This window comes from Peribacillus sp. NPDC006672 (genome assembly GCF_050274955.1).
In the GTDB taxonomy this organism is placed as follows: domain Bacteria; phylum Bacillota; class Bacilli; order Bacillales; family DSM-1321; genus Peribacillus.
Genome location: NZ_JBNNOR010000033.1, coordinates 1 through 15341 on the forward strand (window position 1 = coordinate 1; position 15341 = coordinate 15341).

General features: G+C 37.2%; 15 protein-coding genes and 1 pseudogene. 6 read left to right on the forward strand and 10 right to left on the reverse strand.

Features of this window, described 5'->3' with window-relative positions; translation table 11 throughout:
• Positions 1-81: 81 nt before the first annotated feature.
• Both ACQKKK_RS25945 and ACQKKK_RS25950 read right to left on the reverse strand, forming a co-directional pair.
• Entirely contained in the window at positions 82-732 is a 651-nt protein-coding gene (locus tag ACQKKK_RS25945; RefSeq protein WP_427619974.1) for a plasmid stabilization protein, read from the reverse strand.
• 46 nt (positions 733-778) lie between these two features.
• Positions 779-1078 carry a hypothetical protein gene (locus tag ACQKKK_RS25950; protein ID WP_427619975.1) on the reverse strand — a complete coding sequence of 100 codons (300 nt, stop codon included), beginning with the start codon at positions 1076-1078 and terminating at the stop codon, positions 779-781.
• Between the two features lie 374 nt (positions 1079-1452).
• Between ACQKKK_RS25950 and mobQ the strand changes: the two genes are divergently transcribed.
• Complete coding sequence (mobQ, locus tag ACQKKK_RS25955) at positions 1453-3396, forward strand: MobQ family relaxase (RefSeq protein ID WP_427619976.1); 1944 nt, start codon at positions 1453-1455, stop codon at positions 3394-3396.
• A 635-nt stretch (positions 3397-4031) separates the two neighbouring features.
• Complete coding sequence (locus ACQKKK_RS25960) at positions 4032-4508, forward strand: Hsp20/alpha crystallin family protein (protein ID WP_427619977.1); 477 nt, start codon at positions 4032-4034, stop codon at positions 4506-4508.
• A 16-nt stretch (positions 4509-4524) separates the two neighbouring features.
• Here ACQKKK_RS25960 and ACQKKK_RS25965 read toward each other — a convergent pair whose 3' ends face one another.
• Together ACQKKK_RS25965 and ACQKKK_RS25970 are read right to left on the reverse strand one after the other, a co-directional pair.
• Positions 4525-4761, reverse strand: coding sequence for a hypothetical protein (locus ACQKKK_RS25965; protein ID WP_427619978.1), 237 nt, complete (start codon positions 4759-4761; stop codon positions 4525-4527).
• 83 nt (positions 4762-4844) lie between these two features.
• Positions 4845-5081, reverse strand: coding sequence for a hypothetical protein (locus ACQKKK_RS25970; protein ID WP_427619979.1), 237 nt, complete (start codon positions 5079-5081; stop codon positions 4845-4847).
• Between the two features lie 201 nt (positions 5082-5282).
• Between ACQKKK_RS25970 and ACQKKK_RS25975 the strand changes: the two genes are divergently transcribed.
• Positions 5283-5741, forward strand: coding sequence for an Hsp20/alpha crystallin family protein (locus tag ACQKKK_RS25975; protein ID WP_427619980.1), 459 nt, complete (start codon positions 5283-5285; stop codon positions 5739-5741).
• On the opposite strand, the gene ACQKKK_RS25980 is transcribed toward ACQKKK_RS25975, so the two are convergent.
• A complete protein-coding gene (locus ACQKKK_RS25980; RefSeq protein WP_427619981.1) occupies positions 5734-5961 on the reverse strand; it encodes a hypothetical protein in 228 nt (75 codons plus the stop codon). The two genes, ACQKKK_RS25975 and ACQKKK_RS25980, sit on opposite strands and share 8 nt — an antisense overlap.
• Before the next feature lie 66 nt (positions 5962-6027).
• Here ACQKKK_RS25980 and ACQKKK_RS25985 point away from each other — a divergent pair, with 66 nt between their 5' ends.
• Complete coding sequence (locus ACQKKK_RS25985; RefSeq protein WP_427619982.1) at positions 6028-6882, forward strand: hypothetical protein; 855 nt, start codon at positions 6028-6030, stop codon at positions 6880-6882.
• Positions 6883-7151: 269 nt separating this feature from the next.
• Here ACQKKK_RS25985 and ACQKKK_RS25990 read toward each other — a convergent pair whose 3' ends face one another.
• A complete protein-coding gene (locus tag ACQKKK_RS25990; protein ID WP_427619988.1) occupies positions 7152-7721 on the reverse strand; it encodes a tyrosine-type recombinase/integrase in 570 nt (189 codons plus the stop codon).
• Between the two features lie 850 nt (positions 7722-8571).
• Positions 8572-8694, reverse strand: a pseudogene (locus tag ACQKKK_RS25995) (YjcZ family sporulation protein); the annotation flags it as partial.
• A 293-nt stretch (positions 8695-8987) separates the two neighbouring features.
• On the opposite strand from ACQKKK_RS25995, the gene ACQKKK_RS26000 reads away from it, so the two are divergent.
• A complete protein-coding gene (locus tag ACQKKK_RS26000; protein ID WP_427619983.1) occupies positions 8988-9602 on the forward strand; it encodes a DUF421 domain-containing protein in 615 nt (204 codons plus the stop codon).
• Positions 9603-9973: 371 nt separating this feature from the next.
• On the opposite strand, the gene ACQKKK_RS26005 is transcribed toward ACQKKK_RS26000, so the two are convergent.
• The 3 genes from ACQKKK_RS26005 to ACQKKK_RS26015 form a co-directional block, all read right to left on the reverse strand.
• On the reverse strand, positions 9974-10405 hold the full coding sequence (locus ACQKKK_RS26005) for a hypothetical protein (protein WP_427619984.1): 432 nt from the start codon (positions 10403-10405) through the stop codon (positions 9974-9976).
• A gap of 1778 nt (positions 10406-12183) precedes the next feature.
• Positions 12184-12846, reverse strand: coding sequence for a hypothetical protein (locus ACQKKK_RS26010; protein WP_427619985.1), 663 nt, complete (start codon positions 12844-12846; stop codon positions 12184-12186).
• Positions 12847-13223: 377 nt separating this feature from the next.
• Positions 13224-13838, reverse strand: a complete 615-nt coding sequence (locus ACQKKK_RS26015; protein WP_427619986.1) for a hypothetical protein — start codon at positions 13836-13838, stop codon at positions 13224-13226.
• A 462-nt stretch (positions 13839-14300) separates the two neighbouring features.
• Between ACQKKK_RS26015 and ACQKKK_RS26020 the strand changes: the two genes are divergently transcribed.
• On the forward strand, positions 14301-15119 hold the full coding sequence (locus tag ACQKKK_RS26020) for a hypothetical protein (protein WP_427619987.1): 819 nt from the start codon (positions 14301-14303) through the stop codon (positions 15117-15119).
• The last annotated feature ends 222 nt before the right edge of the window (positions 15120-15341 follow it).

Consider the following 15341-nt stretch of genomic DNA (forward strand, 5'->3'; position numbering starts at 1 on the left):
TTTTTTTTTTTGAATCGGTAACCATAAATAGGGAGGTAGTGTAAAAATCGCTTATTCGGCCTTCTAGCGCCCTTAAAATACCTATGTGTTTTTTTCACTTTTGACTGAAGCTGTTTCTTTTTCGTAGATAACAGGAACGATTTCTAACTCAAGCTGTTGAGCCACGATGTACCGTCTATAACCATCTGTCAGCATGTTTGTCCCCCGGTTAATCGTAAGGGGTTCGTCTAGATGGCCGGTCTCTTTGACATAGTTGATGACTTGCTGCGTTTTTTCAGGATTGGGGTGCGAGTTTAAAAACGCTTCTGGAACCACGATTACTTTCCGTTCCAGAAAATCTTCGGTTCCTTTTGGGGCTTTTGGTTTTTCTTTTGGCTTTTCTGCTGCTTGGATCTTTACAGGTTTATTTGTCTCCTTTTTCTCAGGTTTTTCAGGGAGAACGGACACTTGAAAACAGATCAATCCGATTTCCCCTGGACAATCCTCCACGGGTACATCCAATGTTGGTTCGCCTTGCACCATTATCTTTTGTTGATTGATATTTTTGGCCGTTAGGCCGGCCTTTTGGAGTTGTTTCTGATTGAGAAAGACCGTGTACGTAATCGTCGAACCTCCTGGAAGCCCCTTTGGGGAAGAGGGTGAACCACTTTCCTCCATATCAAACGTGTAAAAAGATCCTTTCTGACATAAGGGACCTACAGGTTTTCCAGTTACCGTCATTTTATGAGGCATGCTCATTTCACTCCTTTAAAATTTTACGAATTGAGGGAAGGATCCCTTATTTTTTCTGAAGTTCTTTTTCTCCTTGCTTTTGTAACTCTTCAATGGAAAGCCTTGAGAGATCTTCTTTTCGATTCGTGACAATTTTTTTAAATCCCCATGCGATTTTTTCAGCTTCCTCTTTACTCGCAATCTCAAAATGATGTTCAAAAATGGCCCCAATCTCAATCAATCGTTTCGTTCGTTCTTTTCGTTCTTTTTGTTTGATTCGACTCTCCACTTGCTGTTTTTTCGCCTTCATTTTCTCCATCTTTTCCTCTAACTCTTGTAATCTCTCACTATCCGTTTTACGAGCCATAGACCCAAACCCCTCCGCATTCCCATATTTTTCTTTAAGTATAGCGAAATAGGTGATAGAATACTAGACAAAAGGCAAGAATCGCCACAATGAGTGTGGCATGATTCCCTGAGATCGAAGAGCAAAGGGCGCACTTATACAAACTTCGTTTGTGTGCGGTTGCTACGCAACGGAAAAGCGTATTCGCTAGTAAGCGAATACAAAAATATAAACCCTTCATTCGGCTACAGGCCGAATGGAAAAGAAGTATCCGTCTATAGGACGCATACAAAAAGGCATCGCCTTTACGGCGAAAACGAAACGAATCGTAAACAATCTCCGATTCTTCACGATTCGTTTCGTACTATAAAACCCATTAAAGGAGGTGCTCGATCATGGCGATTTACCATTTCTCTGCACAAGTGATTTCCAGAAGCAAAGGTCAATCGGCTGTGGCTTCTGCAGCCTATCGTTCTGGTGAACGATTAAAGGACGAACGAACGGATGAAACCAAATTCTATAAAAGAGAAGTGCAACCGGAAACCATGATTCTTGCCCCTTCTCAATCTCCAGAATGGGTACAAGACCGGCAACGATTATGGAATGAAGTCGAGAAATCCGAAACAAGAAAAAACTCACAAGTCGCAAGAGAAATTAATATCGCTTTGCCTAGAGAATTATCCCATCAAGAACAAACCGAATTAATTCGTGGGTACGTGCAAAAAGAATTCGTCGATCAAGGCATGATTGCCGATGTCGCGATTCACCGAGACGACAAAGAAAATCCTCATGCCCATGTGATGTTGACCACTCGTGAAATTACAGAAGATGGATTCAGTAAAAAAAATCGGGACTGGAACCAAAAAGAGCTGCTTCAGCAATGGCGTGAGCAATGGGCCGTTCATGCTAATCAAGCTTTAGAGCGCGAAGGCATTCAAGCCCGTATTACCCATGAATCCCACGAAAAACGAAATCTGATTATTTTTCCAACGGTCCATCTTGGCCATGTGGCCCATGAAATGGAAAAGCGTGGGGTCCAAACGGACCGAGGAACGATCAATCGTGATCGCCAAGAATACAATCGTCTGGTAGTGGATCTTCAAACCTACCGGGAAGAAAAACAAGCCCTGGAACAAGAAAAAGCACGGAAGCAAGAACAACGGAAACAATCCGAACGCTTCAACACACTTGCCGAACGTGTTCACTTACAAGAAGCTTTTAAGCTTTTAAACGTGGATCGTGAACCTACTTTGAAAGAAATCTTTGTAAAACGTAAAGAGCTCGATCAATGGGAGAATCAAGTACATAACCATGACCAACAGATTCGATGGAAAGATGAAACCATCCGAGGTGCTTCTGAAACCTACCGTTGGATTCACATCTTCGAAAATCAACGCCAGCAAGCCCAGAAACAATTGGAAACAATCAATTGGATGAATCCCTTTAAACTAAAGGAAAACCGAATGACAAAGGAACAAGCTGAATTAGACATGTTCAAGGCGGAAGAACAAATAACGTTACGGGATAAAACACTACAAAGCTACAGTGAAAAGCTTGGCTTCCATACCGAAAAAGAGTTTCACCAGATGGAACGTCAACATCAAACCGATTATCCTGGGCTCCTGGAGAAAGATCGACAGACACGTGGACAAATTAATCGGGAAAGAGACGTCTTAAAAAAGGCTGAGACTGCCCATCAGAACGCTTTTGTACGTCAGGTGGCATCTTTATATCCTGAACGTCCTGAAATGCGCTATATAAGCCTTGAAACGGCTAGAAAGCTTATGGACATTAATAAAGCAAACGGAAATAAAGTGGTATCACTTGAGACCATCCAGAACACGCTGAATAACCGTAAGGAAGACATTCAAAGGCTTCATGGTGAATTGGATCGTGTGAATCAGCGCCGGTCACGCCTGCAGCGCGCTGAAGGCTATCTGAAAAAATATGAGAAACATCATGCCGTTGTTGAAAAAATCGAGAACAATCCTTTCTTGAAAGGGAAATTGCTTGTTTCAAAATCAGCTAAACAAGAATATGAACAGGCTATTTCTACACGGGGAAACTCTCAAGATTCGATGAAGAAAGAAGGCGTTTCTGGAAGAAAGGACCTTGAAAAACAGTTCCATACTTTAGGGGAAATTGAAGCTAGAGTGCCTGCATTTAAAGATCAGATTCAATCGCAAGAAAAGGGACTTGGCCTATTAGAGGGCATTGTGAATGGCGTTGAACAGGCAGGAAGGGACATGCAGAGAGAACAAAAACGTCAACAGCAAAAGACATCAAAAGTTAAAATTAATGAAATAAAACGTAATCGTGGTTGGGAAATGGAGAGATAAAATATTCACTATACTACGAAAAGTAGTACAGTCCCTTCCCTTCCGCACTTTTTCGAAGGTGTTTTTTTTGCGATTATATAGTAATTAATAATTATTTCGGGAATTTTGTAGCTAAGCAAATTTTACATAAAAAACAATCATGAGCGTCTGGCCCAACCTTGCGATGAAAAAGGTTCAGAATCTCAAACTGTATCACCCGATGAGGGTGGCGGTTTGAAGCTGAGTTTACGAAGCCCCGCCCCTTTACCATAGAAAAAGTCAGTTTTCTGAGTAATGCCCCCAATAGTTAGATTATAACGTCAATTCACCACCCAAGAGGAGTACTCTTGGCTAATTTGATAGAATACGAGCGATAGATACAGAATCCAAAGTAGTGAAGTTAAGGTCAATCCAGTCCATCACTACCTATTGAAAGACTGACCCTTTTTCAGGAAAGAATCTGTAGCTTTCGATATTTAGATACATATACTAATTCGAAGCAAATTGCAAAGGAGATGGAATGCTAGGCATATATCCATTCTCATGTATAGGATGCTCATGTTTACCCTAGATAATAAGTCCTCAGGATGAAAACATAACCCATTTTTTTCGATTAGAATTTAATATTAACCGGGTAAAGACAAAGGAGAATGTGTATGTTGCCTTTTTCTCAATTATTTTCCCCATTAAAAAATGGCATTCAAAAGTGGGTGAATCAGCCCCATGAAGAAATAAATAAATATATAAATGAGGCGTTTTCGAAGTCAATGAATGGTTCGCTTCAGAATGATTTTGTAAGAGAAGCAATGGGAATTTTTGAACAGCCTTTGACAGAACAAGAAAACAGTAGTCAAAAGCTTGATGTTGCTAAATTTGAAACACATGACCATGTTTATTTGAAAATACATGTGAAAGATCCAACCGTACTATCAAATGTAAAAGTCTTTTTTACCTCCAATCAGTCCATCATTGAAGGGATCCCTAAAGAAAATGATCGACATGTAATCACACTTCCTTCGATTGTAAAATCGAAGGAGGCAAAAGCAGAATACCGCGATCATTATCTACAAATTCAGATTCCTAAAAAAGTTGATACGCAATTTACAGAAATAGATGTCCAAGGAATCGATTGAGGGCATCTATTTTCCCTTAAATAATACTTGTTTTGACACTGTTTGAATCGTTGAGATCCTGGTCAATCACAATACTTAATGGAACGTTATTAAATGTAATATCACCATTTTCTTCCCCAAAACCTTGGTTTTGTTTATTGGCTAGAAAATAATCTATTTGTTGAGCAGGGCCAAAACTTAATGTTCCACTGCGATCAATTACATTTACCTTAACAGCTAGTAAATTTACAACAACCGGTCCAAATAAAACCATCTTATCAGTCCTTTCTAAATCTTTAGAATTAAAGCGTTTTGATTTCTACAATTGTTGATATATCGGTCACAAACACACGATAATTACCTACACGGTACGTTCGAGAAGGAGGCAGGAGAGTCCACTTGATCTCGATCATCGACAAAGCTGCGTGTTCCAACAAAAGCCCCGTCATCCCCGAAATTCTGACCTATTCCTTGGGTTTTCTTATCCGAATTATTCCAATCGGCTAATAAATTCTGTCCGACATTTACAGCAGAGCAATTTTCAAAGGAGTTTATTTTTAATAAGAAAATATTTATATTAATGGATGTGCTCAATTTATTCGCTCAGCTCCTTTTTTAAAAAGGTATGTGACAATAGGAAAAAAATTATGAAATAAAGTGTTTGAATTGAAGCTTTTTCCTTTCAAAGAGTTATAAAAAAAGAGAATATTAATAACTATTAATTATAGAACCAACTTATTACGTCCATTAGATCCAATCATATTTTCTATGCGTCAGAAGTAGGAGGAAAAACGTTTGGATTTTGATAAGCTAAAGAAATGGGTGGAAATGTCGCAGAGTTACCAAAATGGGAAATTTTGGGATACAATTTTTGACCAACCCTCCCCTGACCAAGCGACGAGGCATTTTGAAGAGGAGAAACCAAAACAGGATTCTATAAAGGATTTCCCTAAAACAGATATTTATCTTACAGATATAGCAGTTATTGTCCTGGTTGAATTACCAGGTGCGATAAAAGAAGAGGTGCATTTAACTGTCTCCGGTACTAGACTCACAATTAAGGGGGTCTTACGATTACCAATTATCCAAGGTGTCACCGTACAAACCGAGCGATACTATGGTGAATTTGAAAGGTTTATAAATCTACCGGAGCCAGCCAAAAGTTCAGACATTCAAGCAAAATTTGAAAATGGGCTTTTAGTAATTACCTACTCTAGAAGACACAATCAGGAAGAAAGGATTGTCATTAAATAGACCATTTTCTTCTACTTGAATCATCGATGTCAGAGTCGTTAAGAGCTTGAATGGAATTTAACACAATAGCGCCGTCACCGTTTTGCTCGCCAAATCCTTGCTTTTTCCTGTTAGAAACATGCGCATTTACGCGAATGGCTCTGCTCAAGGAGACACCACATTCTTTTCCGATTGTATTGATACGAATCGTGTCTAAATTGATGACAGTCTTTTCACTCATTCTTTCAACCCCATTCTAAATCAAATAGAAGCATCAAACTTTTTTCACTAAGGTGTGGGTAATAATATGTCTATTAGGGATTTATTCAATGGCTCTCAAAATAATGCGAATTCTAATGAAATAGAAAATAAAATAATTGAACTTGAGAAGCAGGTAAAAAGAATCAATGCTCATGAGGTTCAATTGATGCGATTGAGAAAGCTTGAAGAACAAGTTGGGCTTATGAGCTTAAAAATAAACGTTGAAAAGAGAACTTCCAAAACGAAGAATCAGAGCCAATCAATAAAAAGTGAAGAATTGGAGTCAATTGAAAAAAATCTCAAATTGAAACTAAAGAACATAATAGATGAGAAAATAACCCCAATTTATCAAAAAGTAAATGACCTGTATAAGTATATAGACCAATTGCAGCAAAAAATTACTTTCTTAGAGAAGATTTTAGAAGAGAGTAATCCGGGATATCACACACACAACCACAGAGAAAATACAAAAATAAATGACCTGTATAAGCATATAGACCAATTGCAGCAAAAAATTACTTTCTTAGAGAAGAATTTAGAAGAGAATAATTCGGAATATCACACACACAACCATAAAGAAAATACAAAAATGAATGTTACAAAAGAAACACCTGTCATTTTTCAAGAAATAAAAGTGGACAAAGTGTTTATAGATAAATATGAACAAACAAATAACTTAGGCCAACTAGGAATCAAGCAATTGAGTGGGCATTTAAATATTGGTACAACATACGAGAAAGGCATTATTCCACATGAATTAATTGAAGATTGGAAGCAAGAAATGGAAAAGGCTCGCAATATGAAGAAAGAGGAACTTGAAGAGGAAAAAATGCAACATCAAGATCGTGATGTAAATTCTCAAACTAACCCAGAAGATGGTGAAAATATAATTATTGAATAATGAAATTTAGATGTGTCAATGATCCTTACATACATTGCAATCGGTATGAAAGGATAGCCATCCTTGTCAATCAACCTACCAAAGAGTTATTGAATTTCATAAAAGTGGTAATTAAAATCTTTAATACTCAAAGTTTCCATTCGAAAAAATCATGATGTGACTAGCCCCTCTTTAGGGGCTTTTATCTTTTACTTACTAACAAGGTTTTGTTGCCTTAAAGGCTAATGGTTTTTAAAACGTACAATAAATTCCGAAAAGAAAAAGACTTGTTAGTGAAAGACACTAAAGTTTTTTAACATGTTGTTTGTTTCTTCTTCGGTAATGCCAATATAGCGTAGGGTAACAGAAGGATGAGAATGATGCAGGATCCGTTGCAACATGGCAATATCCTTCGTGGCTTTGTAAAACCAATAGCCAAACGTTTTTCGTAAGGTATGATTGCCGACATGTTCCACGCCAGCGAACTCTGCAGCTTTATTTAACTGCCTGTAAGCCTGGGTAGGGGTAATGGGGCCTTCTCCCTTCCTAGACGGGAATAAATAGGGACTCGAGACGTTTTGGGCGTACGCAAAGACCTCTTCGAAACAATTCGCGATATACATGTCGCGGATTTTTTGCGTTTTGCCTTCTTTGACTCGAAGGTTCTTATGTTGTTTGTTCTTAAGGCCCAGGATCTGCCGTGTGGTCAGCTTAAGTAGGTCCCCGACCCGTAGGCCGGTCTCGCAGCCTACGACAAACAGGATATAATCACGTTCCGAACAATGGCGCTTCAGCGCCCATTTCATATCTTCGAGTTGCTGCTGATCACGGATCGGCTGCACATTTTTGGCTTGTGTCATCTTCATCGACCTTTCTTCTCTATCAAAAATTAAGTTTCAAAACCCTTATGTACCAACGATTTGAATGTACGATTTTTCTTCTTTTATCAGTATAAAGAGAAGAAACAAGAAAAGTCAATGAAATCAATAGTTTGAACGTATGATAATATCCATTATCATACATTCGGAAAATGAAGTGGAAAGCTCTTAATGAACTAAAGGGGCAGGATAGTTCAACAATCAATTAGGAATATGTGGTAACTAGGTAAAAAAAAGGAGGGGATTCCAACTTTTTTGTCACTTAACATAAGAGCAGCCTTTGAGCCTTAAGGCTAATGTTTAGTAACGTCTTTTTTTCCTTTATGTTCAACTAACGGGTACGTTAGCTTAAGGTCGGAGCTGTCTTTAAGGTAGCTTTTTCTTTATGCAACTATCGGGGCAGGTTAGTTCATTACAGTTTATAATACGAGTAGACTTTGATTTAGATTGAGGAGATAAAATAGTAACTGAAAATTCTCACTCAGTTTTTTAGATACTTGAGACAATCACAAATAAGATGTAAGAAATTCTTATCATTCTACTCTTAGTAACAACTCTAAGCAGGAGTAAATATGCAATACCAATAATTGGTTTTTCGAGTATTAGTGTTGTTAATATACCGAGAAAAGGGATGGCTGTATCAATAATACTTGAGTCCATACGCAACAAAATCCTTTCTTTAGTTTTTCGCGTTTTGTGGTCTGGACCATAATTAGAGTGTTCAAAATAGCTATCATTCCCCAGAAATAGGAATCAAATTTGAAGAAGCCGACCTTAGTCGGCTTTTTTCATACTATTTTCAGCAGCAGCCTCCGTAACCGCCCCCGCCACCGTATCCACCAACAAAGCTAGCTCCAACAATGATTAAGAGTATAAACAATACGACTATAAAGGCGAAACCTCCACCAAATCCGTAACCGCCGCCACCGTCACAACTATTGTCACAACCTGACATATCAAACCATCTCCTTATTGTTAAGAAGGAACTTAAATGGGTTATATCACCTTATGTTCTAATTAGGAAAATGACACAAGTCTCCATCTCTGTTCTAACGGGTGCGTTAGCGCCATAAGAAGGCCGCCTTTTGGACGTAGGAATCTTCACATTATCGTACATTCAAAAAATGAAGTAAAACCCTTAATTAACTATAGGGGCAGGATAGTGCCACAAGACAGTGTAGTTGTATTGTTATAGAAACAACATATACACAAATACTAATATGACCTAAAAGTATGGTGGTGATATTTATGGATATTAGCTTAATATGGAAATCCATTTTAATAATTATTTTTGGTGTTTTATTAATCCGTTTTTCAGGTAGACGATCTATCTCCCAGCTGACAATTTCCCAAACAGTCATTATGATTTCAATCGGTACACTTTTAATACAACCTGTCCTTGGGAAAAATATTTGGGTTACTTTTGTTATTGCATCAATACTTATAGCCACGTTACTAATAATCGAATTTATTCAAATGAAATGGGACTTTACCGAAAAATTATTTACGGGTCGTTCAAAAGTTGTTATTGAGAATGGAACTTTAAATGAAAAAAACTTAAGAAAATTACGTCTTTCAGTAGACAAATTAGAAATGCGTCTACGACAAAATGGGATAGAAAATATAAAAGATGTTCAATGGGCCACGATTGAGCCTAGTGGTCAATTAGGTTATTCCCTCACCGAAAAAAAGAAGTTTGCTACCAAGGAGGATATAGATAAAATTTACGAAATGCTGTCCCATTTTATATCGCAGAAAGATATCAGCATTTCACAACTACAATCGAAAAAGGAATCAAGTTCTAATCTTTTTTCAGAAATAGAGGGAGGACACTCGCCGTCACAGCCTGACCGTCTCGAGTAGGATTTCATTACTTCACAGTTTTTGTCAACTCTGCGATAAGTTTTGTAGAATTAACGGGTGCGTTAGCGCCATAAAAAGGCCGCCATTGGCGGCCTTTTAAACGTGCGATTCTTTCAATTATCGTACATTCAAATTGATTAAAAAAAGCACTTGTTTGACTGTACACGGAAATCTCGACCTGCTACTTAGAAAATTGAATTTTAAAATGAAGCTTGATAACGCTCATTTAGGTCTGTACGACATTCTGTCCAGGTCCCGGTTGAGTCGAATTTTGAGAACCGGTAGTATGTAACTCATTTTTTGTTATTAGCTTGATGGGCATGGGGTTTACCCTCTTACAGAGTTAGAAGACAACTCGGACATCTCTGTTACTATGGCTGCTGACCATCGACCTGCTTTTTCTTCATTCTTGTGCCCAGTATGATGAGGGCGACATAGATTACGATGGCAATCGAATCTATAAGCGTATCCGTAAGCCCCGATACGTCAAGAAATGCCGTTACACCAAGAATAACGATCAGTCGGACGATCAGGATCGCCGCAATCAACCATGCGGCAAATCGGACCTTTGATCGCTCCGTTTGGAATGACATGAAAATGAAAGCGATGCCGAAGACCAGATTTTCCGCCGTAATGATGTGCCAGACATACGTGAATACTGTCCGGGTACCCTTGGATATCGCCTCAATGTGGAGCGTCGGTAGCACAACGGATTGACCGTTCCATGCGTGCGTGACGGCAAACAGCATCGCAAGGACGCCTGCAATCAGATAATAAAAATTCCGAACCTTGATGTTCACCACAACCTTCCTTGGAAATTCCCGGTTCCATCTTTCTCTTTTTTTACTTTTATCATTTTCAATTTATTTCCTTAAAGTGATTGTATTCACTTTAATGCAGAAAGAGCGTTACTTTAAACAAAGTGGCTCAATTCCGTGACCTTGTCATTTTATGCCACAAAAGGGCGCGATTGTGGAGCAACACAGGTAGAAAATGATCAAACTTTATTTCAAAGCTACACCTTGTAGAGGTGGGTATTTTTAATTCCAAAGGATTACCTTAACGTAAGGGGCAAAATCCTCCTAATTCTTATGAAGTTTCGTTTAAAGGCATGGTTAAATGGATTTATATAAATAAATTTCTCATTTTCATTGGAAACACCCGGACAAACATAGGGCTGAATCCATACATTATCCAGAAAGAAAAAAATTCAACAAGAAAGGAAGATATTATGTCTGGTAATAATGGATCAAACAATCGATGCAATTGTCATGAGTTATTTGAAGGCATTACTAGAGATCGATTCGTAAGGGTTAGTCTTAAGTCATCGATACCAGTTGAGGGGTTCTTCTTAGGCGTATTTGGAGACATTGTAACGCTTTATGATTGTGAAAACGGCTGTGTAAGCTCAAAAACAATCTGTTGTGAGGATGTTATTGCAGTTTCATCATTTAACAAGAAAACTCATTGTGAAGGTAAATTCTGCTAATGAGTTAAAAGAATAAATAAAAAACGCCGATTCTTGTGACCCAGGAATCGGCTATTTATATGGTAGATAAAACTTTTCTTTCTAAATACATAAAATCGTTATTAATCAATTAAACTTATGATTACCTCAACGTAAGTGGGAAAATCCTCTTAAAAGTCCCTTTTTACTTATGAGATTTACATTTAACGGCATGATAAATTAAATAAATTTCTCATTTTCGTTGGAAACACCCGGACAAACATAGGGTTGTGTCCATACATTATTCAGAAAGAAAAAATTCAACAAGAAAGGAAGATATTATGTTTGGTAATTGTGGATTCAATAATCGATGCAACAATCGTTGGAACAATCGTTGGAACAATAATTATGATTCTGATCATTCCGAGGAATATAGTCATTCTGAGGAATATAACCACGAGGAACATAACCATACCGAGGAACATAATAAGTCTGAGCAATATAATTGTTGCAATTGTCATGAGTTATTTAAAGGCATTACTAGAGATCGATTCGTAAGGGTTTTTCTTAGGTCATCGATACCAGTTGAGGGGTTCTTCTTAGGCGTATTTGGAAACATTGTAACGCTTTATGATTGCGAAAACGACTGTGTAAGCTCAAAAACAATCTGTTGCGAGGACGTTATTGCAGTTTCATCATTTAATAAGAGAACTCATTGCGAAGGTAAATTCTGTTAATTAGTCAAAAGAATAAATAAAAAATGCCGATTCTTGTGACCAGGAATCGGCTAATTATATACAGATTTCGGAAAGTAGAAAAAGATACGCTAATCCTATCGTTAATACATAGTAGGGATATGTATGGTTATGAATTGGCTAAATTAGAGGTGAAAGTGAAAATCAATTTGAATTAAAGAAAATTATAAAAAAACCTGATTATCTGATTGTAAAACGAAGATGATACTAAGAAATAAAATTATAAATATCCGTCTGTTTTAATAATGTTCTTTAAAAGGCCGCCTCATGGCCTGTACAACGTACTTTGGACACTTATTTTTTGTAGGGTTAGCGCCTGTAACCAGTTGTGGGGATTTTTGGTTCCCTATTAATGGTAAGGGATTCATCTTGGCTTAGTTCATCCGAAAATCTTTGATAGAAACCCCTTTTTTTCTTTCTTTTGGCTAGTTAATTGAGCCTCAATTAACTCTATTTTATCCTCTAATTCAGCCTGTTTAACTATATCTTCCTTCTTTTGTTCTTTCATGTAGACATGAAAAGTATCTTTTAAATCTTTATCAGAACTAATTAGATCTTTAACTAAACTCTTAAGAACCTCATTATCCTCCTGGAGCTTACTTATCCTGTTATCTTCAAGTAATTTTGTTTCATTTTGTTTTTCCACTAATTGAGATAAGCGATTTACTTCTTGCTGCATACGTTTAAACTCACTACCGATTTGCATAAACATTTCATTAGCTCCACTTTGTTCAAAGGCTTGTCCAAGTAGCAAAGCCATTTCTTTAGATTTCTCCTCTTGTTCTTTATCTGTTTGTAACTGATGATATAAATTCTCCTTAATTAACTCTTCTTTCACATCATCAAACGTGACATTACCACCACGATTGAAGATTTCAATAATCTTCTTGATTTTTGGAAACTCTGTATGTGGAATCCAACGACCCGTAGTTCGTTTATCAAACTCAATTAAGCCTTTGTCGCACCAAGTTCGTAATCTCGGAACTTCAATGCCAAATCTCTCAGCAACCGGGCCTATGGATTCCCACTTTATATCGCTCATTTTAGATTCCTCCTACGAATAATTTTACGTTTTAGACTCAATTTAGTCTAAAACTAATATGAAACACCTTTATAATAGATAATTTATATATAGAATTAATTCATTGGTTTAAGTGCATTTTATTTTTAATTTAGTCTCATTATTACATGTTTCAGTCTTAATTTATATAGTTAGAGCAGTGAGCCTTTGGGTTTTAAGAACCTTATATATCAAGGTTGGAGCCTTATAGATTGTGGAGGATGTTTATACTTATTTATGTGAAAATTGTCCAACACTATTTGGAGTAATTTCTCGTTTTTCTGTTAGAAGATTAGTTGGAGATACTGACTATACCCTAGTGTTCTAAGAAAGTAGCAGCATGTATCGGAGAAGGGCGCTTATTTGTACTTTTTAACTAAATCGAGGATAGCAATTTCAATAAGATCGGATTTATTGAATTTCTGTTGGTCTGCGAAGCTATCCAGCAAAGCCCCAACTTCCTCATTTAGGACAATCGTCTTGCGTACCTTTTTGCCTTTTTCTAAAGACACTACCCTTTGATACAAGTCATCGCCATGACTATCTTGCTGGTCATTAAGAACATATCCTCTTATTAAATCTCTAAGAATCGCTCTTTCTTCTGGTGTGAATTCCGTGTGAATCGAACTTTTATCTTGATTTCGTGCGCTATTCACATCGAGGGGAATAGGATGTGAATCCTTTTTCATGTCGTGTGAACTTTGATTCACATTCAATGCATGTATAGGTGAAGTCTGTTTCACCTTAGGGTGACTATTATTCGATTTGATGAAATCAAACACTGATGTATACAGAGGTTCTTCCCCTTCCCCTACATAGTACCAGCCCTTTTGACCAGAGTTTCGATACTCGTATCCAGCATTGTGTAAAGCTTCTTTTAACTTCTTCTCACCAATACGGACTTTCTCTTTTGCGATCTTGGCTATGGTATTTCCGGTTATCAATAGATCGTCCAATATTTCCTTGATTTTCATGGTTCACATTCCCTTCACACTGATATCACTCTTAATTCACCTATTCTACATTCTGATGTGAATTCCCTCCGATATTTCGAACGTAATTACAACTTCCCTCACCGTAATTAAATAGCTTTACGTTATAGCGTAAAGACTCATAAACTATCAAATTTACTTGTTTTTTGGTAGCAATTGTTGGATAATTAACCATAACAAAATATGGACGAAAAAAAGAACTCCAACGTGTCTAAGTGGTGCGCTAACACCCTTAAACCGTTCCCCCTAATAGCCCTAGGGAAAACACTTGTCGAAGTTCTTTGTTACTAATAAAGTTATATCACTTATTTTAGTGTATATTGCTTTCAGTTTCAAGGAAAAAATATTGTTTCTTTCTATTTAGACACAATAAAAAAGACGCTGTTTCCCTTAATCTTTATCGGGAGCAGTGTCTTTTTTATTGTCCTCTAAGGAGGAAATACGATGTTAGTAGCAGGAAGAATCGAAAATTTTAAAGAGTACAGCAAGTTTAGCAGCATAAAAGAATTTAACAATACCATTGAAATGTTCCTAGCCGAGCATAAAAAAGATTTCACCAAAGGAGAACTAGTCGCGTTCAAACGCCTGGTTCGATTCTCCGCAAAATATGCAGGTGTGGCCAACGCCAAGATCGGAACACTAGTAAAAGCGATCAATGAAAAATTAAAGGGGTTTGGCATAAGCCGTTCCACATTTGAACGGATGCTGAGAAAAGCGAAGGATTTAGGCATCTTATCCATCGAAAACACGGCAAAATCTAAAGGTGGCAAAGGACATAATGTCTATATTTTCAATACAATTGATGTATTAAAAAAGAGAAAATTGACGTATTGCGAGAATCAAGAGAAGCATTGCGGCAGTAAGGACGAATCCTCCCATTTGGAAAGGGAAACTAGTAATCTTTTAGAAACTAGCAATATTAAAAGATTAAATACACGTAAGGATGTTCCTTTAGATTCTACTTTTACAGCTTCTTATGTTCCTAAAGAATTTGTCCAGGCTGTTAGGCCTTTCTTTGATCATGCAGCTGTGATTGAAGACTTTTGGAAAAGTGTTTTCCTTGATACAAAATCCATTTCACACATAGTTGAACAAGAAACCATTACATATACAGCTATAAATGCCTTTAAACAAGCGATTAGGGGTTATAAACGAGGAAAAGTAAAAACCAATTTGGTTCGTTATTTCACAGGGACCTTTAAAAAACTCATGGATCAAGCTTATTCGGCTCTGCCATTAGAGCAATTTGCACCTCTTCCGTAAAAAAAAGTCCTAAAAGGACTCTAGTGATTTCTATGTATGACATAATCTTCTGGAAAAAAATAAGAAATACAGGTGTCTTAGAAGCTTTATTCGTTCTAATTTCTCTTTATTTAGCTTTCTACCACGTTTTTTTTTTTTGAATCGGTAACCATAAATAGGGAGGTAGTGTAAAAATCGCTTATTCGGCCTTCTAGCGCCCTTAAAATACCTATGTGTTTTTTT